Annotated in this window: 18 protein-coding genes and 1 pseudogene; 3 read left to right on the forward strand and 16 right to left on the reverse strand. The window is 62.8% G+C overall.

Annotated elements, in window-relative coordinates; all coding sequences use genetic code 11:
- Positions 1–86: 86 nt before the first annotated feature.
- From ABID26_RS23330 to msuE, 16 genes and pseudogenes are all read right to left on the reverse strand, one after another.
- Positions 87–1,463 (reverse strand): LLM class flavin-dependent oxidoreductase, encoded by a 1,377-nt coding sequence (locus tag ABID26_RS23330; RefSeq protein WP_354416744.1) that lies wholly within the window; start codon positions 1,461–1,463, stop codon positions 87–89.
- On the reverse strand, positions 1,460–2,230 hold the full coding sequence (locus ABID26_RS23335; protein WP_354416746.1) for an ABC transporter ATP-binding protein: 771 nt from the start codon (positions 2,228–2,230) through the stop codon (positions 1,460–1,462). The genes ABID26_RS23330 and ABID26_RS23335 overlap by 4 nt, the downstream gene beginning before the upstream one ends.
- On the reverse strand, positions 2,206–3,093 hold the full coding sequence (locus ABID26_RS23340) for an ABC transporter permease (protein WP_354416795.1): 888 nt from the start codon (positions 3,091–3,093) through the stop codon (positions 2,206–2,208). Before ABID26_RS23340 ends, ABID26_RS23335 begins: the two co-directional genes overlap by 25 nt.
- A gap of 23 nt (positions 3,094–3,116) precedes the next feature.
- Positions 3,117–4,142, reverse strand: coding sequence for an ABC transporter substrate-binding protein (locus ABID26_RS23345; protein WP_127410691.1), 1,026 nt, complete (start codon positions 4,140–4,142; stop codon positions 3,117–3,119).
- Positions 4,143–4,646: 504 nt separating this feature from the next.
- Complete coding sequence (locus ABID26_RS23350) at positions 4,647–5,159, reverse strand: cupin domain-containing protein (RefSeq protein ID WP_127410563.1); 513 nt, start codon at positions 5,157–5,159, stop codon at positions 4,647–4,649.
- A gap of 224 nt (positions 5,160–5,383) precedes the next feature.
- On the reverse strand, positions 5,384–6,166 hold the full coding sequence (locus tag ABID26_RS23355) for an ABC transporter ATP-binding protein (protein WP_354416748.1): 783 nt from the start codon (positions 6,164–6,166) through the stop codon (positions 5,384–5,386).
- Positions 6,139–6,876, reverse strand: a complete 738-nt coding sequence (locus tag ABID26_RS23360; RefSeq protein WP_210213628.1) for an ABC transporter permease subunit — start codon at positions 6,874–6,876, stop codon at positions 6,139–6,141. The genes ABID26_RS23355 and ABID26_RS23360 overlap by 28 nt, the downstream gene beginning before the upstream one ends.
- Positions 6,877–7,045: 169 nt before the next feature.
- Positions 7,046–8,020, reverse strand: a complete 975-nt coding sequence (locus tag ABID26_RS23365) for an ABC transporter substrate-binding protein (protein ID WP_354416750.1) — start codon at positions 8,018–8,020, stop codon at positions 7,046–7,048.
- A 374-nt stretch (positions 8,021–8,394) separates the two neighbouring features.
- Positions 8,395–10,017: a copper resistance CopC/CopD family protein gene (locus ABID26_RS23370; RefSeq protein ID WP_354416752.1), complete on the reverse strand. Its 1,623-nt coding sequence runs from the start codon at positions 10,015–10,017 to the stop codon at positions 8,395–8,397.
- 8 nt (positions 10,018–10,025) lie between these two features.
- Positions 10,026–10,565, reverse strand: a complete 540-nt coding sequence (locus ABID26_RS23375) for a YcnI family protein (protein ID WP_354416753.1) — start codon at positions 10,563–10,565, stop codon at positions 10,026–10,028.
- Positions 10,566–10,587: 22 nt separating this feature from the next.
- Positions 10,588–11,388 carry an ABC transporter ATP-binding protein gene (locus tag ABID26_RS23380; RefSeq protein WP_354416754.1) on the reverse strand — a complete coding sequence of 267 codons (801 nt, stop codon included), beginning with the start codon at positions 11,386–11,388 and terminating at the stop codon, positions 10,588–10,590.
- Positions 11,382–12,401: an ABC transporter permease gene (locus ABID26_RS23385; protein ID WP_354416756.1), complete on the reverse strand. Its 1,020-nt coding sequence runs from the start codon at positions 12,399–12,401 to the stop codon at positions 11,382–11,384. The genes ABID26_RS23380 and ABID26_RS23385 overlap by 7 nt, the downstream gene beginning before the upstream one ends.
- A gap of 10 nt (positions 12,402–12,411) precedes the next feature.
- Positions 12,412–13,476, reverse strand: coding sequence for an ABC transporter substrate-binding protein (locus tag ABID26_RS23390; protein ID WP_354416757.1), 1,065 nt, complete (start codon positions 13,474–13,476; stop codon positions 12,412–12,414).
- Positions 13,477–13,522: 46 nt separating this feature from the next.
- Positions 13,523–14,635, reverse strand: a complete 1,113-nt coding sequence (locus ABID26_RS23395; RefSeq protein ID WP_354416759.1) for an LLM class flavin-dependent oxidoreductase — start codon at positions 14,633–14,635, stop codon at positions 13,523–13,525.
- Between the two features lie 131 nt (positions 14,636–14,766).
- Positions 14,767–15,822: pseudogene (locus ABID26_RS23400) on the reverse strand (acyl-CoA dehydrogenase family protein); the annotation flags it as partial.
- A 26-nt stretch (positions 15,823–15,848) separates the two neighbouring features.
- Positions 15,849–16,412, reverse strand: coding sequence for an FMN reductase (gene msuE / locus ABID26_RS23405; RefSeq protein ID WP_354416761.1), 564 nt, complete (start codon positions 16,410–16,412; stop codon positions 15,849–15,851).
- Positions 16,413–17,417: 1,005 nt separating this feature from the next.
- Here msuE and ABID26_RS23410 point away from each other — a divergent pair.
- The 3 genes from ABID26_RS23410 (at position 17,418) to ABID26_RS23420 (ending at position 18,859) form a co-directional block, all read left to right on the forward strand.
- Positions 17,418–17,807, forward strand: coding sequence for a hypothetical protein (locus ABID26_RS23410; protein ID WP_354416762.1), 390 nt, complete (start codon positions 17,418–17,420; stop codon positions 17,805–17,807).
- Between the two features lie 182 nt (positions 17,808–17,989).
- Entirely contained in the window at positions 17,990–18,400 is a 411-nt protein-coding gene (locus ABID26_RS23415) for a YybH family protein (RefSeq protein WP_354416763.1), read from the forward strand.
- A gap of 81 nt (positions 18,401–18,481) precedes the next feature.
- Positions 18,482–18,859 (forward strand): hypothetical protein, encoded by a 378-nt coding sequence (locus tag ABID26_RS23420; protein WP_354416765.1) that lies wholly within the window; start codon positions 18,482–18,484, stop codon positions 18,857–18,859.
- The last annotated feature ends 2 nt before the right edge of the window (positions 18,860–18,861 follow it).

Raw genomic sequence — 18,861 nt, forward strand, 5'->3', positions numbered from 1 at the left:
CGATTTTGAGTGTGATAAGACGGCTGCGTCGTCGGCCCGGACCACCCGAAGGGAGTCGACAATAGTTCTGGGCCGCGACGACTATGTCATCCCGCTATCCGCGCTTCAGGCACACGGTGAACCTGGAGGGCAAAGCTGTTGGGCGGACGCCGCAGCCCCAGGTTCTCCCTGAGTGTGGTGCCTTCGTATTCGTGTCGGAACAGGCCGCGTTTGCGCAGAATGGGGACCACCTGATCCACGAAGTCGGTCAGGCTCGTCGGCAGTATAGGCGGCATGATATTGAAGGCATCGGCAGCGCCGTTCTCGAACCATCCCTGCATCGAGTCGGCGATCTGTTCAGGCGTGCCCACCACTGTGCGGTGGCCACGGGCAGTGGCGACTGCGAGATAGAACTCACGCAGCGTCAAATTGTTACGTTCCACCAGGTCGGAGACGAGTTTCAGGCGGCTTTTGTTGAGCTCGGTATCGTGCGGCAGGGGCGGGGCCGGATCGTCGAGCGAATAGCCGGAGAGATCGAGCCCTTGGTAATGGTGGGCGAGGATGTTCCAGGCGATGGAAGGATGAACGAGGGACTGGAGGTAGTCATAATTCGCCCGGGCCTCAGCCTCGGTTCCTCCAAGAACAGGAAATATGCCGGGACTGATCAGTAGCTCGTCGGGTCCGCGGCCGTAGCGCGCAAGCCGTCCCTTGACGTCTGAATAGAATTCTTGTGCGTCCTCGAGGGTCTGGTTGGCGGTGAATATAATCTCGGCCGTCCGGGCCGCGAGTTCACGGCCAGGTTCCGAGGCGCCGGCCTGCACGATCACAGGGTAGCCCTGCACGGGTCGGCCGACATTGAGAGGGCCGGCTACCGAAAAGAACTGCCCCTTATGATTGACATGATGCACCTTCTCGAGATCGAGGTAGACGCCGCTTTCCTTGTCGCGAATGAAGGCATCATCCTCGTAGGAGTCCCACAATCCCTTGACCAGATCGACGAATTCCTCGGCGCGCGCATATCGGTCAGCGTGAGCGGGATGACCGGGGATCGAGAAGTTCGCCGAGACATCTGCTCCGGTGGTGACCACGTTCCAGGCCGCACGCCCTTTTGAAATATGGTCGAGCGAAGCGAACTTGCGGGCGAGAAGATACGGATCCTCATAGGTTGTCGAGGCGGTGGCAACGAAGCCGATGTGGCTCGTGGCCTGCGACAGCGCCGCCCACAGTGTTATCGGCTCGAAATGCGCGTGCTGAGCGGTGCGGCGGACCGCTTCCGGATCCTTGGCACGCTCCCACACGGCCGGACTGTCGGCCACGAAAACCAGATCGAATTTGCCGCGTTCGGCGGTCTGGGCAAGCGCCCGGTAGTGGTCGATGTTCAGACCGGCATCGGCCTGTGCGTCCGGATGGCGCCAAGCCGCGGCATGATGGCCTGTCGCCATGATGAACGCTCCGAGCCGCATTTGTCTCTTCTGTGTGCTCATTGGCTTGCCTCCAAGACCTTCGGAACCTTGCGGCCGGGCACGTCCACTCCCAGCCGGCTGAGCAGCCGGGCTCGATACTGAGCAAAGCGTGCGTCGCCATGATCGCGCCGTGTCGGAAAATCGATCCGGAGATCCTCGATGAAGCGGCCTTCTTCGAGAACCAGGACCCGGTCCGCCAACGAAATTGCTTCGTCGACGTCATGGGTGACGAGCAGCACTGCGGGACGATGCCTTGCGCAGAGTTCTCGCAACAGGTCGTGCATCTTCAGGCGGGTAAGCGCATCGAGCGCCCCGAACGGTTCGTCGGCAAGCAACAAGGCAGGTTCACGTACCAGCGAACGAGCAAGAGCTACTCTTTGCTGTTCTCCGCCCGAAAGCTGGTTCGGCCAAGCATCCTCCCGCCCTTTCAGCCCGACTTCGGCTAGAGCTCTTTTTCCACGGTCCTGAGCGGGCGTGCCCGGCAGGCCCAGCGTGACGTTCTGAATGACGCTTCGCCAAGGCAACAGGCGCGCGTCCTGGAAAACGACTGACAAGTTCTCCGGCACGCCGAGGATACCGGTTCCCTCGACCTCGCGGTCCAGGCCGGCCAGAGCCCTGAGGAAAGTGCTCTTGCCGGAGCCGCTCTTGCCGAGCAGAGCGACGAACTCGCCCTCTGCGATATCAAGCTCCACGCCGTCCAGGATGGTTTTCGTTCCAAACCTGCGCACAAGGCCGCGTATATGGACGGCCTGGATTCCAGGCTTCAGTTGGCCAGGGTGCGGCGCCATGACAGGACCCTTCGTTCAAGCAGGCGCACAAGACCGTCCGAAACCAGGCCCAGCAGCACATAGACCGTCAGGCCGACCAGGATGACGTCGGTCTGCCCGTAATTGCGAGCGAGGTCGATCATGTAGCCGAGCCCGCTTGTGGCATTGATTTGTTCGACCACGACAAGCGAAACCCAGCAGAGCGTCACGGCAAACCGCAGGCCCAGCAGAAACCCGGGCAGCGCGCCGGGCAGGATGACCTCAAAGATGAAATCCTTTCGGGACATGCGCAGGGTTTCGGCCAATTCGACATAGCGGCTGTCGATGCTGCGAAGTGCGTTGTGGGTATGAATGTAAACCGGAACGATGACGGCAAGCACGATCGTGGTGACCTTCATGCCCTCACCGATACCGAACCAAAGGATCAGAAGCGGGATCAGCGCCAAGGTCGGGATAGCGCGCTTGATCTGAACCGGGCCGTCGATCAAAGCCTCGCCGATGCGGGAAAGGCCAGCGATGACGGCCAGGAGCGTGCCGATGACGAGGCCAACGCTGAGCCCTAACAAAGCACGTGTCGCCGATGTCGCGAAGTTGTCCTGCAGGCGGCCCTGTTCGATGAGCCTTGCGAAGGCCTCAATGACCGTCCAGGGCGCGGACAGGATGCGCGGATCGATCCAGCCGAGGCCTGAGCCGATGACCCACACCAGCAAAAGTATCGCTGGCCCGAGTTGCAGTCCGAAGGGTATCGCGGGGCCTGGTCCCAATCTGCGGCGCAGCCGTGGACGCCCGCTCGCACGTGTCGTGTCCGCGTGCGCATAAGGAGCGATGCTATGCCTGTACGTTCGGGCCGACTTCCCTTGATCCAAATCCCAGGTCGTTGACATGATCAATATCCTTTCCGGATGGCTCATTGGCTCTTGGCCAGAGCAGCGGCGGCCAGCTTTTCGAAGCGGTTGTCAAAGATCTGTTCCACGCTGTAGGGCTCGTATCCCAACTCCTGCGCCAGGAGATTGATCGTCTCCTGATGACGCTTCTTCACCTCGGTCCAGTCGGCAGGCACGATTTGCTCGCCTTCCAGATGGACGAGATACTCGCCATCTTCGCGGCTGAGACCCTGCTGGCCGACATAGTATTCCTTGATCCAGATTTCCGGGTTCTGGTTGACCCATTCGATGGCTCTGGCCCACAGGCCGACATATTCCGCAAGCGCCGCAGCCTTCGCGGGATCATCCAGAACCCATTGCGGCGCATAGAGATGGGCTGGGTCGTCACGCAGGCCGTGCTCCAGAAGGCTTGCCCCCTCCGGTCCATATTGATTGATGTAACGGCGAATATTGACGCCGCCGAGCGGAGCGATATCGACCTGCCTGCTTGCCAGCGCCTTCGGGTAGACATCGCTGGTGCTCGGCAGTTCGATCAGGGTGACGTCGCTCTTTTGCAGGCCGGCCGCACGGAGCGCGCGCAAGACCAGCGTTCCCTGAGCCTGACCCGGGCTGAAGGCGATGCGCTTGCCGCGGAAGTCCGCAAGCGACTTGACATTGACGCCTGGGGCAATGCCAAAGCGATAAATCGGATTGGCAATCGGATTCCGGTGTTCACTGTAGGCGATGTTGCGGACGGGCAGGTTGTTCCAGTTCGCGAAGATCGACGGGATTTCCGCGACCGCTCCTACATCAAGCGCCTTTGCGCGGAATGCCTCGGAAGTCTGAGGCCCGCCGCTGATGTTGGCCCAATTGACCTTGAAGGTCAGTTCCTTGTCGAGCCCTGACAACTCGAGGGCTTTTTGTGTCTCCGGGTCACCGATGGTCAGGACCGTTCCTGGCGGAACTTTCGAAAGAAGAGGAGCGTCCGCCTGGGCGTTCGCCGTGCCGCTGACCGCTCCAAGCGCAAGCAGACTGAACAGTGCGGCCTTCAAGTTGCTTTTGAATGTCATCGTTGTTCCTCTTTTGGATTTGCTCGCAGGAACGGTGCCTGGCAGAGCAATCAGAAGTCTATAAGATCTATAGAGATACCTAAGATATTTTATTTCTTTCGCCCAACGGTGCGGAGAAAATATCCCTACAAAAGGCCAAAGCGGCGGCTTGGCTGTTGGACTATTCGATAAGCAAGGGCATCCCGCTGAGGCGCCTGATCATAGGCAAACTGCTATCCCACGCGGCAACCGTGCGAACGCCATCTTGCAGCAATATGACATCAGCTTTGCGAGTGGGTCAGTCGTTTTCCAGCTCTTCTTGAAGATGCGGCCAAGCCGCACCGTGCCATGATCCGGCCGTGTGCCCTGGGACGACAGCCCGGGGTTGAAAACGTGATGACGTCCAGCGCCGCACGGCCGGACCGAACGGAGAAGGAGCCTCGTCGCCTCTCCCAGGCGACTGGCGACGACAAAGTCCTACGGGCTCGTATTCGAAGCTTACTGTCGGATCCGTCGCTTACAGCGTTAGTCCGGATGTTTGTGAATGGGATCGACCCAATACACCTCTTCGGGCTTCTCGACAGGTTCCACATCGGTGATGTTGACCACCACGGCTTCGTTGTCGGATCGCACCAGCACGCATTGCAGCGGGTTTTCAGGGTCCGCATTGATTTCCTGATGCGGCACATATGGCGGTACGTAGATGAAATCGCCGGGGCCGGCTTCGGCAACGTATTCAAGCCTGTCGCCCCAACGCATGCGCGCTTTGCCGCGAACGACAAAAATCACGCTCTCGAGTGGACCATGATGATGGACACCGGTCTTCGCATTGGGTTCGATCGCCACTGTGCCGGCCCAGATTTTCTGCGCGCCGACTCGGGCGTGGTTGATGGCCGCCTGCCGATACATGCCCGGCGTCTGGGCTGTGTTGGGATCGAGCTGATCCCCTTTGATGACGCGAACGCCATTATGCTTCCACCGATCCTCTCGGTCCTGATGGGCATGGCCGCGCTCATGCTGATGGTGGTTATCCGACATCCGCGTCTCCGTATTTCAGTACTGGGCGTGCTCCCTGAGGCAGCACGAGGGCGTGGGGACCCGTTAGGGTCAAAGGCATGGCAGCGGGGAGAGTGATCTGACGATCTGCTGCAGATTGCTGAGGTCCTTCACCTGACCTAGTTCCAAGAGCTTTGGATCGACCTGACGAATACGGAGAACGGTGTTGATCTAGATTGGAAAGACACTCTTGGCTTGGCTTTTCGTCAGTGAGCGCGCGCGGCGCCATGGCGCACGCCCAGCCAGTCGAGCAGCGTGCCGCGGGTGCGTGCAAAGACCGGTTCGGCTACATCGCGCGGCCGCGGCAGACTGATGCGCTCCTCATGGGCGATGACGCCGTCCTTCATCACCAGCACACGGTCGGCGAGCAGCACCGCCTCTTCGACATCATGGGTGACGAGCAGGACGGCGCAGCCGTGCCGCTGCCAGAGCTCGCCGACGAGTTCCTGCGCCTTGATGCGGGTGAGCGCGTCCAGTGCGGCGAAGGGCTCGTCGAGCAGCAGCAGGTCTGGCTCGCGCACCAGCGCGCGGGCGAGCGAGGTGCGCTGCGCCTCGCCACCCGAAAGCACCTTGGGCCATTGGTCGGCGCGGTGGCCGATGCCGACCTCATCGAGCGCGGCGAGCGCCCGCGCGCGGTCGGGCCGACCGGGAAGGCCCAGCACGACATTGCGCCATACCGTCTTCCACGGCATCAGCCGGGGCGCCTGGAAGGCGACGGCGCGGCGGGCCGGGACCTGGACCTCGCCCGATATGTCGCGATCGAGTCCGGACAGGATGCGCAGCAGTGTGCTCTTGCCGCAGCCGCTGGCGCCGAGCAAGGCGACGAATTCTCCCGCGGCGATGTCGAGGTTCAGATCGGCCAGCACCGAGCGAGTGTCGAAGCGCCTTGAGAGGCCTCGCACCCGCACGGCCGTCTCGCCCGGCTGGCGCGCAGCGGGGGGAGGTGCCTGATCCGCGATTTTCAAGTTCCGCTGAAGGCCGGTCGCCATGACAGAAAGATCCGTTCAAGAGTGCGCACGATGAAATCGACGGCAAGGCCGAGCAGCGCATAGACCACGAGGCAGACCACGATCACGTCGGTCTGGAAGAACTCGCGCGCATTGGCCATCAGGTAGCCGATGCCGGCCGTTGCGTTGATCTGTTCGCCGAAGACGAGCGCCAGCCAGGCAATGCCTAACGAATAGCGCAGGCCGACCAGCGCGTTGGGCAGGGCACCGGGCAGCACGACATGACGGATCAGCGCCGCGCGGGAGAGCCCGAGCGCGCGACCCGCTTCGATCAGCGACAGGTCGACATTGCGGATGCCGGCATAGACGTTGAGATAAAGAGGGAAGGCCGTGCCGAGCGCAATCAGGGCGACTTTCGGCGCTTCCCCGATGCCGAACCAGATGATCAGGAGCGGAATGAGCGCGACCGAGGGCACGGTGCGCATCATCTGGATCGGCGAGTCGATCAGATCCTCGCCAAGCCGGGACAGGCCGGAAAGCACGGCCAGCGTGACGCCGATCGTTCCGCCGAGGGCGAGCCCGAACAGCGCACGCCCGAGCGAGGTGATCATGGCGGCCTGCAAATCGCCGGTGGTGATCAGTCCGGCCGCGCTGGAGATCACAGTCGAGGGGCCAGCCAGCACCTCCGGCGGCAGCACGCCGGTCTCCGACGCGGCGTGCCAGGCAAGAACGAGCAGCACCGGGCCTGTCATCCGGCGTAGCCACCGCGGGGCGCCCCTCGGTGAGGTCGAGATGGGCGTGATTCGCTCCAGAGCGGGTGCCTTGATTTTCGACGGTTCACGCGCGACCGCGGCTGGCCGCGAGAGCGGAAATGTCGAGGCAGATTCAATCGAGCTCATGCGCCGTCTCCGGAATTTCGGCTCAATCTGTCGGCAGCGTGCGATAGACGTAATCGGCGAGATTGAGGTCGCCGCTTAACACGCCCGCCTCTTTCCAGGTCTCGAAGACATTCTGCAGGGAAGCCGTCAGAGCGTCGTCGATGGGCTCGCGCTTGTAGCCCGCCTCGCTCTGATAGAGGTACTCGACAGTCGCCCGATCTTGCTTGGTGAAGCCGGCGTAGAAGTCGAGAAAGGCTTCCTTGTTCTCGCGCGACCAGGTGTAGCCGCGGTCCACGCGCGCGATGAAATCCGCGATCGCCGCAACCTTGCCCGGATCGGCGAGCGCGTGATCCGTCGCGCTGTACACGCCTTTGCCCGTGTTGATGCCAACTCCATCGATCAGCACCGTTGCCTTGAGCGTTCCGATCGAGCGGGCAAGATAGACTCCCCAGGTGCCCCAGGCGTCGATGCCTCCAGACTGGAACGCGGCGCTTGCGTCGGCTGGGGTGAGGAAGGCGAGCTTGACGTCCTTGGCGGTCAGGCCGGCTTTCTTGAGCACGCCGAGCGTGAGGAAGTGCGCGACGCTGCCGCGCGTGGTCGGCGAGATCGTCTTACCTTTCAGATCTTGGATGGTCTTGATCGGGCTGCCGGCCGGAATAATCAGCGAGCTCCCCAGACCGCCATTGGAGAAACTGGCGACGACCTTGATCCTGGAGCCTCCGGCGATGGCGCTCACCGTCGGCGAGTCGGCGGCGCTGCCGATATCGACCGCATCGGCTTTCAGCGCCTCGTGCAGGTTGACGGCGGCCGGATAGACCGACCATTCGATCTGGTAGGGAACCTCCTTAAGCAGGCCGGCGGCTTCCAGCTTGGCGCGCGTCGCCCCGGTCTGATCGCCCACGCGCAGCACCACCTTGCTCAGGTCCTCGGCGGCGACGGAAGCCGATCCTCCGGCGAACGTCAGAATGGCAAAGCTGCCGAGCGCTAAGTTGAACAGGCGGCGGGAGGTTCTGATCATGGCGATGTTCGCTTTCGGATGGCGGTTGGACTAAGGAGAGGGAGGGCTACTCGGGTCGTGACATTATTGCCTGCCGGGCATAGCGGTTTCACCGGGTCTGCCGAGATTGTCGCCGAAAGTCGACGAGCCATATTCGCTGCGGTGGTGCACACTTCTGCTCATGCCGACGACGGGGAGCCAACAAGCCGAGCTTCAACGGTCGCTTCTTACCCATTACTGTCTCCTTATCCACCACTTGCTGGCCGGATCCGGTTCAACGAGCCAAGATTAATTACACTAAGACTGTAGACTAGATAATTTATTCTGATTTTGCGGGCGGAAGGGGACTTCGCTTCCAAGCCGCGGCGGTCCCCGGACCGCTCGAACCAGCTCCTTCAGTCAGTCGCTTTGCGCACATCGAACACGTTAGTCAGCGTCACCGAGCGGAAGTCCGAGACCAGGATGGTGGCCCGCACCACCCAGAATCCGTCGAGCGGCAGCAAGTATCCGCCGGCGATGTAAGTTCCGCGATCGCTGGCCTTGGCTTGCCTTGCGAACGGCCCGATGCCGTAGGAAGGCTTACCGAGTTCCACGATGACGCCAAGTGGGACCAGAGGCTTGCCGGCGGCGGTGACCTCCGACACCTCGACGCGCACTGGTCCCGCGATCGGCGGATGGATCGACAGAAGCGCGCTCACATCCTCATTTGCGACGCTTACCTGCTGGACCTCGAAGCGCGCCGGATTGGCGGCGACCACGCGCGGAGGCGGCGTGAAGCGCCACAGCCCGAGCACGCAGATGACGGCAATGCCGAGTATGATCTCGGCCGCGATGCTGCGCGAAAGCCGGCGCGCGGCCACTACGTCACCCTTTATGGCCGGTCGCGTGAGCGCATAGCGATTGACGGCGGCGAGCAGCAACATGGCGGCGACCAGGCCGAGCTTGATGAGGAGAACGCGGCCGTAGTTGCTCGTCAGCAAGGCGCTCGGCGTGTGAACCTGGACGACGCCGATGGCGATCCCGCTCACGAAAAGCGCGCCGATGATAGCGGGGATAAAGTTGGAAAAGCGCTTGAGCGCAAAGACGGCATCCGGCCCTCCGCAGGCAATCGCCGCGCCGAGCGGCGCCAGTGCGCCCAGCCAGAGCAGCACTGCGACAGTATGGACGAACACGGCCGGTATCATCAGCCACTTCGGCGGCGCAGAGGCGGCGTGGCCGGCCGAGGCGAACGCGAGGCCCGCAGTAAGAAGCGCCAATCCGCCAAGGATACCTGTGGTGCGCTTCCGGCTCTGTTGAAACGCTGCCAAGCCGATCAGCAGGGCTATAGCGGCGGCGAGGGTAGCGTGGCCATAACTCATTGCCCACAGGCCGGCGTTCCAGACATCGAAGCTGAAAGCAGAGTTGAGCGGGGCACCCAGGGCGTCGAGGCCCTGAAACGGTATGAGTACAGTCGCGCCGGCGAGGCCGGCAACTAGCGCGGTCGAGACGAAACACATCGCGGCCGGCGTGGCAGTACCGGCTACCAGCGACCGGAACACGGCGCCGCCGATCCCGAACACCAGCCCGCAGATGATGAGGAAGCGTGCGATCCAGATGCCGGTCCGGATCGCAGGCTCGGTCTGTCCGGCCGCCGCTGGCGCGCTCGCGCTCGGCGCGCCGATCGAGAACAGCAGGCCGCCCCCGATTGGATGTCCATCGGAGGACGTGACCCGCCATGACAGGAGATGCGTACCTTGCTCCAGCCCTGCCGGGAGCCTGACGACGATGGTCTTGTCCTTCACGCCGATGTCGGAAAGCGCTTGTGTGCGTCCCCGCGAATTACTGAGCCTGGCGACAAGCGGACTGACAGGTTCGGAGAATTTTAGCGTCAGCGTTTCGGGTGGCTGCGGCAGCACCGCACCGTCCGGCGGATCGGAGGCTATGAGCTGCGCATGGGCGAAGGCCGGCGCGCCGCCGGTAAACAGAATGGCGGCGACGATGAATGCCGCCGCCGCTTTCTTCAGCGCTCCAGCCGGCATTCGGGAGGTCAGCGCACTACTTTTACCGAGGGCGCCGGAAACCTGAGGTCGTCCGCCGAGCCGCCGGAGGCCGGGATCTCGATCCACCGCTCGAGGCCGGCCTCGCATTGCTGCACGACAGGGACAAACAGGTCTTTGCCGGCTGCGGCGGCATCGACCTTGGCGCGGAATATGAATTCGTCGTGGCGCGCGTCTTCGAGTCGGCCCGACCAGGAGATTTCCTCGACCGCCGCGCCGCCAGGTCCGGCATGCGCATCGTCGCCGGCCTCGGTCGAGGCTGTGGTCTCGGGCCCCGCGCTGACGATGTCGAGCGTCCAGCCCGGCTTGGACTGCGGATTGGCTTCGGAAAGCCCCTCGGGGATCGAGATACGGACGGCGATGGTCGCTGAGCCGGCGCAGCCATGCGGCACGCGCAGCACGAACCTGGCCGTCGCACCGGCTTTCACCTCCTTGGCTTCGAAGGTGATATGGGCGGAAGCCGGCTGGGCGGCTGCGACAGCCGCTGCGGTGAGCGCAATGCGCAGCGCAGTTCCAAGTTTCGCGGTCATTCGTGTTTCCTTCTTGGAGGGATCACCAGGTTGCCGCCAGGCCGAGATGACCGAGCGCCTCGCGACGAAACTCCGCCAGCCGCGGATCGCCACGATGGCGTGGATAGGGCAGGTCGACCGTAATGTCGGCGACGATGCGCCCCGGGCGCGTCCCGAAGACGAGAACGCGCTCAGTGAGGAACAACGCTTCCTCCACGTCATGGGTGACTAGAAGCGCGGTTAGTCCAGCTTCCTGCCACAGCTTAACGATCTCGCCCTGCATCGTGAGGCGGGTAAGCGAATCGAGCTTGCCGAGCGGCTCGTCGAGAAGCAGCAGCCGCGGCTCGTTGACCAGCGCGCGGGCGAGCGCCACGCGCTGCGCCATGCCGCCCGAAAGCTGGTGCGGATAGGCCTTCTCGAAGCCGGTGAGCCCGACCAGCCGCACCGCATCGTCCACGCGCTGGCGCGCTCTCCTCAATATGCCCTGCGCCTCGAGGCCCAGCGCGACATTGTCCCAGACGGTGCGCCAGGGAAACAGAGTCGGGTCCTGGAATACGAGGATGCGCGACGGATCCGGGTTGCCGACCGTTTCGCCGTCCACCTTCACCGCGCCGGCACTCGGATGGTCGAGCCCAGCAAGCAGCCGAAGCAGGGTCGACTTGCCGCAGCCCGACGGGCCGAGCAGCGCGACGAAGGAACCGGACTCTACCGAGAAGCTGACATTGTCGAGGACCGGCAGCGGCTCGCCCTTCAATTCGAACCGGTGCGAGACGTTCTCAAAGTCTATCCTCAGGCCAGCCGCGAGAAGCTCCGATGCCGGCTTTAGCGCTGCGCGCGCTACCATCTGACGAGGCCCTTCTGCCAGGAGAGCGTCCAGTCGCGTAGGCGGAAGAGCACGGTGATCAGGCCGGAGCACATCAGCGCCATGACCAGCAGCGCCGCGTACATGTTGCTGTAGGCCGCCCAGCCCTGGGCCCATTGCAGGTACCAGCCAAGCCCAGCCTTGACGCCCAGCATCTCCGCCACGACGAGCACGGCGAAAGAGGTACCCAGCCCCATGAACAAGCCGACGAAGACATGCGGCAGCGCCGCAGGTACCGCCACCTTCAGGATCAGGAACCAGGGTTTAGCGCCGAGCGTGCGGGCGATGTCGTAGTAATCGCGGTTGACGCTGGCGATGCCCGACCAAGTGAGGATAGTCACCGGGAAGGCGGTGGCGAGCGCGATCAGGAACACGCTGGCGGTACCGCTGGTCGGGAAGATAAAGAAGGCGAGCGGCAGCCAGGCGGTCGCCGGAAGGGGGCCGATCAACCTCAGCACCGGATGGACCCAGTAGCTCGCCGCTTGCGACCAGCCGACGGTGATGCCGGTGACAAATCCGGCAAGCGCGCCGAGGACATAGCCCTTCGTCAGTAGCAGAACCGAATACCAGATGCTGATGCCGAGCCGGTTCCAATCGTCCAAGAACACTGCGAGAACACTTTGCGGGGAGGAGAAAAACGGTACCGGCAGCAGGCCGGTCTTGGCCGTCAGGATCTCCCAGATCGCGACGATCACTGCGCCGGCGATGAACCACGGCCCGTAGTAGCGGACGCTATCGGAGATCGCTCCGAGCAGCCGCCCCGTTGCGACCACCACGACCAGCGCTGCGGCGATGACGAGCGCGATCAGGGCGAGTTGGCCGCCGTAAGGCTGGGGGATGATCTCCGGCCACAGCTCGATCAGGGCCGCGACCCCGACCCACCCGGCGGCAGCCAGCAGGCCAAGCGGCCAGATACCAAGCCGGGTCCATCCGGCTGCGCGCGCGCGAACGGCGCCCTCAATGCGCTCGGAAAGCGCCGGCTCGATCGATGCCATCTTGAACCTCCTATACCGTCAGCACGTCCGCATAGACCTGGTCGGCGAACTGCTTTGGATCGGTGGATTGCTTGAATACCTGCACGTCGCGCAGCTCCTCGGCATAGAGCGCGATCTCCCTGCGCAGGTCGGCGCCGACCGGGTTGTGATTGTGAGTCTGGTCCTTGAGAACACCGACCAGATCCGCGAGCGTCTTACCCTTGGGAGCCTGCGACAGGAAGGCCTGGGCGGCGAGTTCGGGCTTGGCGACCGTAAGGTCCTGCGCTTCGAGCAGGGCGCGCGTCAGTGCCGTTGCGGTCGGCAGGTCATCGCGGATGAGGCTGCCGCGCAGGCCGACGATGCAGCAGACACGGTTCTCGAAGCCGTGGTCGAGATTGGATGCGATCTGGATGTACTTGGGATCCTGCAGCCAAAAATAAGCTTTCGGATCGCCGTCGGCGATGGCGTGGATCTCTCCCTTCTCGGCGGCAAGCTGCAGCAGCTCGCCGGGATATTGGCGCCACTCGACATCGGCCACCGGATCAATCCCTTCCTTGTGGAGCAGGATGGAGAAGAAGTTCTTGCCGGGGCTGGCGAGATCGGAAATGCCGATCGATTTGCCCTTAAGTTGGCTAAGCTGGGTGATGCCAGTCGACTTCAAGGCCACCAGGCGCGAGCAGCCGCCATGCGTGCCGGCGGTGATCTTGACGTCGAAGCCCTGCTCCAGCGCCTTCAGCCAGCGCAGCGCCATGCCGACGCCACCATCCGCCTTGCCGGTGGCGATCGCTTCGAGCAGCGTTTCGGTGGAGGCGCCGAAATTTACCAGCTCCACCTCCAGCCCGAACTTCCTGAAGATGCCGCGCTCCTGCGCGACGAACACCGGAGCCAGGCATATGGCGGTGGCGTTGGTCGCGAACCTCACTTTCTTCAGCTCGCCGGCCGGCGCGGCGGCCTGAGCCCACAGGCTGCCAGCCGAGATCGCGCCGAGCGGTGCGGCAAGGCCGAGCGCTCCCGCGGTCTTGAGGAAGGAACGGCGGTCGATGCCGGTTGCAAGGCTGCCTGCGTCGGAGGCGGGATTCCGTATGCTCCAGCTCATCTGTCTCTCCTGGTTCAAGGCTCGGTTCACATAGGCAAGCGGTTTGCTACTCGGCGGCCTGCACGCGTCGGGTCCCGCTCTCACGCTTGGCGACGAGCGCGCGGACCCGCGGAATGAGGTCGCGGCCGTAATGGAACGCGTCCTCGAGCGGATCGAAGCCACGGATCAGGAAGGTGGTGACGCCGAGGTCGTAGTAGTCGAGCATGGCTTCGGCCACCTGATCCGGCGTGCCGACCAGCGAGGTGGAATTGCCGCTTGCACCGGTCAGTGCCGCGATCTCGGTCCACAGCCGTTTGTCCAGGCGCTTGCCTTGGGTGGCGGCCGCGAGCAGCCGCCGCGAGCCTTCGTTGGCTGGCTGTTGGCCGGCGGCATTGCCGCGGATCAGGCGCTCGCCGCTGGCGTGCAGCGCCTTCGCGCGCTCGAGGATGCGGTCGGCCTTTGCCCAGGCTTCTTCCTCGGTGTCCGCCAGGATCGGGCGCAGCGACAGGCTGAAGCGCGGCGAGCGGCCGTAAGGAGCGGCCGCGGCGCGCACGCGCCGGATCGTTTCCGCTACCTGCGCCAGCGTCTCGCCCCACAGCGCATAAATGTCGGCATGCTTGCCGGCGACCGCGATCGCCGCGTCGGACGAGCCTCCGAAATAAACCGGAATGCCGTCCGGCCCCTGCGGCTTGACCTCGGAAAAGGCTCCGGTGACGCGGTAGAACTTGCCCTCGTAATCGAATGGCTTAGCGCTCGTCCATTCCTGGCGCAGGATGTCGAGATATTCGCTGGTGCGGGCGTAGCGCTCTTCCTTGGTCAGCTGATCGCCGTCCTGCGCCAGCTCCTGGTCGTTGCCGCCTGTGATGATATGGACCGCTATGCGGCCGTCGCTCAGATGGTCGAGCGTCGCGAACTGCCGGGCGGCGAGTGTCGGGGCCGTGAAGCCTGGCCGGTGGGCGACCATCAGCTTCAGCCGCCGGGTCCGCTCGGTCACGTGCTGGGCGACGAGGATGCTTTCCGGAGAGGTGGAATGGAAGGCGAGGAGCACGCGGTCGAAGCCGCCGTTCTCGTGGATCGCCGCCGCGGCCGCGATATGATTGCGGTCAATGATCGAGCCGGAGCGCTTAATCGTCTCCGAGGCGTTGTGGTTGCCGATGTATCCAATGAATTCAATAGGCATAATCTTCTCCTTTTTATGTGAAACCCAGCGCGACCCGGCCGGCACCAATGCGCACCGTGTCTTCCTGGGGGGAAATGGATGCGGCCGCACAGCACATCGCGATGATGCCGCTCCAGCGGATTGTTGCGCGATACCCCATGATTGCCGGTGAGCTTCAGCGCCTTCTCCACGGCGGCGATTGCGTTTTCCGTGGTGACGACCTTGATCAGGCCGGCCTCCGATTGGCTGAATGGACGCCCCTCGTCGTAATCTCGGGCTGCCGACAAAATCAGCCGGCGATTGACGGCGATCAGTTCCTCGATCTCTCCCACCGCCTGCTGGATGCGGGGTACGGTGGCCAGCGGTGTGCCGAGATTAGTCGGGGCGCGCGTCTTGAGGAAGCCGACCAGCCAGTTGCGCGCCGCCTCGGCGACGCCAGTGTAGAGCGCGCCCGGCAGCGTGCCGAACCATGCCGCCTGGCCTTCGCCGCGGGCGTCCCATTCCAACGGCAGGCGAATGTCGGCGGCATGGTCGAGCGGCACCTCGACATCTTCGAGCAGGGCGTCGTGGCTGCCGGTGGCTCGCATGCCAAGCGGGTTCCAGGTCCGCTCGACGCTGAGACCCGGCGCATCGGCTGGAACCAGGAAAGCGCCGACGCGGGGCTCGACCTCATCCGTTTTTGCCCAGACGATCGCCCAGGTCAGGCCCTGGATGCCAGTGGAATAAATCTTGCGGCCGCTGATTAACCAGCCGCCGGCCGTCCGCCGCGCCGTCGTCGCGGGCAGCCCGCCGCGGATCGGCGTTCCAAGCTCTGGCTCGACGCGTAGCGCATTGATAAGCGCGCCTTTCTCGACCGCATCGGCAACGACCCGGCGCACCAGGTGCTGCGGCCAGCGTCCCTTCGGCAAGGTCGCGAGGTTAATATACTGCATGATCAGGATCAGCGCCGTCGAGGGTTCGCCGCGCGCGATCATGCGGATGACCTCTGACGTTGTCGCCAGCCCAGCTCCGCGGCCGCCAAGCTCCATCGGAGCGGTCAGTGCAAGTAGGCCCGCCTCGTGAAGGAGCCGGAAATTCTCGCGAGGAAAGGCGGTGCTCTCGTCGATCACAGAAGCCTTGTCCGCGAAAACCCTGGCAAGGTCGGCGGCTGTTTCGACCGGGTCGGGCGGGCTGCTGTCCAGTCTGGGTCGGAGAGGCATGACCGTCATTTGCGAGGCTTCCTCTTTCAGCGCTGCTACTCGGCGGCGATCGCGGCCGGCTTGGTCGCCGCTCCGACGAAGGGTGCTAGTTCCGCCACCGCTTGCCGCACCCGCTGCCGAATTGGTTCGGCCGCGAGACGGTAGTCGACAAATTCGCGGTCGGCCGCGTAGACGGCCGTCGGCAAAGCATGCGCTTGGAAAAATCCGAACAGCGGCCGAAGCTGATGCTCGACGATAAGCGCATGGCGATCCCCGCCGCCGGTCGCGGTCAGGATCACCGGCGTGCCCAAAAGAGCGCTAGGATCGATCAGGTCGATGGCGTGTTTGAAGAGCCCGGTGTAGCTGCCCTTGTAAGTCGGCGTGCCGACCACAAGCACGTCGGCATCGGTGATCTGACGCAGGACCGTCTGCGCCTTTGCGTCCAGATCCGCGAAGCGACGCGCATTGCCGAGCGAAGCGCCGAGGTCGTTAATGTCGTAGACGTTCGCCGTCACGTTGTATCGCTCGGCGGCAAGATCGGCCACCAGCTCGACGAGCGCGCGGGAACGCGACGGGCGGTTGAAACTGCCGGTGAACCCGACCAGTTTGCGATGCGTCATCCTGGAAGAACCTTTCCTCTATTTTGGTTTGCCGGCGTCGGAACAGATCATGGCTGGCTGGCCGCCGCCTAATTTCTACTATATTTGTAGAAAAACATCAGAATAGATCGATTGTTCTGAAACTGCCGCCGCCGCCGGAAAATCGTGCCATTGTGGACACACTTTTGGGGAACGACCGCGTGGGCAACCTAGCTTAAGGATGAGGCGCAGTAGATTTAGGATGAGGCGCAGTAGATTTCTGGAAACAGCCGGAACTCACAATGGGGACTGGAGCTGTTGCCGTTTATGTTTGCGACTCTGATTCACATCTGCTGATGCGATTGCCTACGGCATCGACATGGCCTGCGGCGAGGGGCGTGACAATTGTCTCCGATCGAACGTCGATATTCAGCATCGAGGTGAGCGTGGCGAGATTCACTAGGTCGGGCGTGTTTCGACGCCTTCGTGACCGCCGCATTATGCCGTGGTCAGTAGCCTCGAGATGCCCGTAGCCCTGCTCCAGCACACTGCCCGATGGAACGATCAAGAAAACGCGAATAATGATAACGTGTCCTACGATCGTAAGCACGCCAAAGACGATCACAGTATCGCGACAACAATCGGTGGGAGAACTCCGGTCCGAACCACAGCCAAGGGCGCAAGCGTGAAGAACAGCGCTGCGACGCAAGTAGTCGCAGCCCATTGGATCGGCAGCCTCCGTAGCGTGTCACGGTGCTTCTCTTTTGCGCTACCTGTCAGGTGAGCCGGCAAGGAAGAGCGATGGAGTCGCCTCGGTCGATCAACGTCGTCCTGTCGCCTAGCACGAATCCCACTGCTCGGATCAAGTGCTTGCGAGACTGGAGCCGAGGGAATGATAGCAGCAATTCGTTTCTGATCATGACCCAATTGGGTGATGAACGGTTGTAGGAATGGTCTATTCTTCTGCTGGGGCATACTGTGGGCGGGGCGCCGAAATGATCGGCAGCATCCGCTAGATTCGGCATCGCGCCCGCTTGCGAGTTCGTCATGAAACGTAAGCATGTCGTGTCGCTGTTATGGCTTGCGCTAGTCGGCCAGTCGGACGCTCACGGCTGCTACATCGACAAGACGGACCCTGTCCTTCATTACAAGTGCTGCGGCAACGAAGATTGCCATCCGCTTGATCCGGACGACGTCAGGCCGGCTCGGGGCGGCGGCTACTTCGTCAGGCAGCCGCAGCCCGTCTACCGAAACGATCCGCCGACGGGGGAGTGGTATATTCCGAAGGATCGCGTCCAGACAGCGCCGGATGACCGCTACCACATCTGCGAGCCTCTGGTGCCGACGCGTCGCGTCGGCTGGCTAAAGCGCAGATGGACATGCTTCTTCGCGCCGATGGGCACAAGCTCTGTGACGCGAAACGAGGAAGCGCAGTGATGGCAGGGAAGGGTTCCATCAGGCACGTGTTGGGACCCGCCGGTTTGCGCGACATATTAGTAAATGCTAAACTGGATTATTAAACCCATAGGGATGTGATGTGATGCGCTCACGAGCATTCGGGCGATTGCTCTCCACTATGGAGAACCGGTAATCAGAAAACCGGAACACGGGAGGATGAAATGACTTTCAAGCATTGTCTGCTGGCCGTCGTTTTCACATCACTCTGCATGGGATCTGCACAAGCCCAGTCTGCGAAAGAAGCCATCGAAGCCGCTAATGCCGAGTTCGTGAAGGCATATAACAGCAAGGATGCGGCCGGGGTTGCCTCGAAGTACGCGGATGATGCAGCCGCATTCCCGCCGGACATGGCGCGGGTCGACGGCCGCCAGAATATCCAGAAGCTATGGCAGGGCGCGATCGATATGGGCATATCGGCGCTCACGCTCACGACGCTTGATGTCCAGGAAAGCGGAGATTTTGCGTTCGAATCCGGGAGTTTCTCCTTCAAGGTGCCGGGCAAGGATTCGAAGCTGGTGGATGCGGCCGGGAAGTATGTGGTGGTCTGGAAGAAGGGACAGGACGGCGGCTGAAAACTTTACCGGGACATATGGAACTCCGACCCCGGGAAATGAAGGCTAGATAGCCAGCCGGGCCAGTTCCCCGAGGAGCACATGGCGAAACTCACCATTGATCAGTATCTGGTGGCGGCGGGTGCGCGACTTGGCCATCTGACGCAGACATATGCGATCATTTTTTTCACCAGTATCGCGACTATGTTCGCGATACTGGCGTACGCACCATCAGCTGGACTAGCCGCCAGGTTCGCGCTCGCGACGATCGTGGTCGCAATCACGGTTTATGGGGTCTTGGCAGCCAAGGCCGCCATGGACGACTTGAAGGCGATGCTGGACGATGCGGTCGACGACTTCTCGGCCAGCCGTTTCGGCGCTCACTTAAGGCAGATACCTACGACGCTGTTCATCAGAGTTAGCGTCATTCTCGTCCTTGCGATGGGCGTGACGCAGCTATGGGCGATCATTTCGGCCTGACT

This window comes from Mesorhizobium shonense (assembly GCF_040545255.1).
GTDB lineage: Bacteria > Pseudomonadota > Alphaproteobacteria > Rhizobiales > Rhizobiaceae > Mesorhizobium > Mesorhizobium shonense.

Excerpts from the sequence above, each read along its gene's own strand:
- ABID26_RS23410 (WP_354416762.1), top strand. The coding sequence starts at position 17,418 with ATGAAACGTAAGCATGTCGTGTCGCTGTTATGGCTTGCGCTAGTCGGC.
- ABID26_RS23395 (WP_354416759.1), bottom strand. The coding sequence starts at position 14,635 with ATGCCTATTGAATTCATTGGATACATCGGCAACCACAACGCCTCGGAG.
- ABID26_RS23370 (WP_354416752.1), bottom strand. The coding sequence starts at position 10,017 with ATGCCGGCTGGAGCGCTGAAGAAAGCGGCGGCGGCATTCATCGTCGCC.
- ABID26_RS23350 (WP_127410563.1), bottom strand. The coding sequence starts at position 5,159 with ATGTCGGATAACCACCATCAGCATGAGCGCGGCCATGCCCATCAGGAC.
- ABID26_RS23360 (WP_210213628.1), bottom strand. The coding sequence starts at position 6,876 with ATGACAGGCCCGGTGCTGCTCGTTCTTGCCTGGCACGCCGCGTCGGAG.
- ABID26_RS23335 (WP_354416746.1), bottom strand. The coding sequence starts at position 2,230 with ATGGCGCCGCACCCTGGCCAACTGAAGCCTGGAATCCAGGCCGTCCAT.
- ABID26_RS23380 (WP_354416754.1), bottom strand. The coding sequence starts at position 11,388 with ATGGTAGCGCGCGCAGCGCTAAAGCCGGCATCGGAGCTTCTCGCGGCT.
- ABID26_RS23365 (WP_354416750.1), bottom strand. The coding sequence starts at position 8,020 with ATGATCAGAACCTCCCGCCGCCTGTTCAACTTAGCGCTCGGCAGCTTT.
- ABID26_RS23340 (WP_354416795.1), bottom strand. The coding sequence starts at position 3,093 with ATGTCAACGACCTGGGATTTGGATCAAGGGAAGTCGGCCCGAACGTAC.
- ABID26_RS23415 (WP_354416763.1), top strand. The coding sequence starts at position 17,990 with ATGACTTTCAAGCATTGTCTGCTGGCCGTCGTTTTCACATCACTCTGC.
- ABID26_RS23345 (WP_127410691.1), bottom strand. The coding sequence starts at position 4,142 with ATGACATTCAAAAGCAACTTGAAGGCCGCACTGTTCAGTCTGCTTGCG.
- ABID26_RS23390 (WP_354416757.1), bottom strand. The coding sequence starts at position 13,476 with ATGAGCTGGAGCATACGGAATCCCGCCTCCGACGCAGGCAGCCTTGCA.
- msuE (WP_354416761.1), bottom strand. The coding sequence starts at position 16,412 with ATGACGCATCGCAAACTGGTCGGGTTCACCGGCAGTTTCAACCGCCCG.
- ABID26_RS23420 (WP_354416765.1), top strand. The coding sequence starts at position 18,482 with ATGGCGAAACTCACCATTGATCAGTATCTGGTGGCGGCGGGTGCGCGA.
- ABID26_RS23375 (WP_354416753.1), bottom strand. The coding sequence starts at position 10,565 with ATGACCGCGAAACTTGGAACTGCGCTGCGCATTGCGCTCACCGCAGCG.
- ABID26_RS23355 (WP_354416748.1), bottom strand. The coding sequence starts at position 6,166 with ATGGCGACCGGCCTTCAGCGGAACTTGAAAATCGCGGATCAGGCACCT.
- ABID26_RS23385 (WP_354416756.1), bottom strand. The coding sequence starts at position 12,401 with ATGGCATCGATCGAGCCGGCGCTTTCCGAGCGCATTGAGGGCGCCGTT.
- ABID26_RS23330 (WP_354416744.1), bottom strand. The coding sequence starts at position 1,463 with ATGAGCACACAGAAGAGACAAATGCGGCTCGGAGCGTTCATCATGGCG.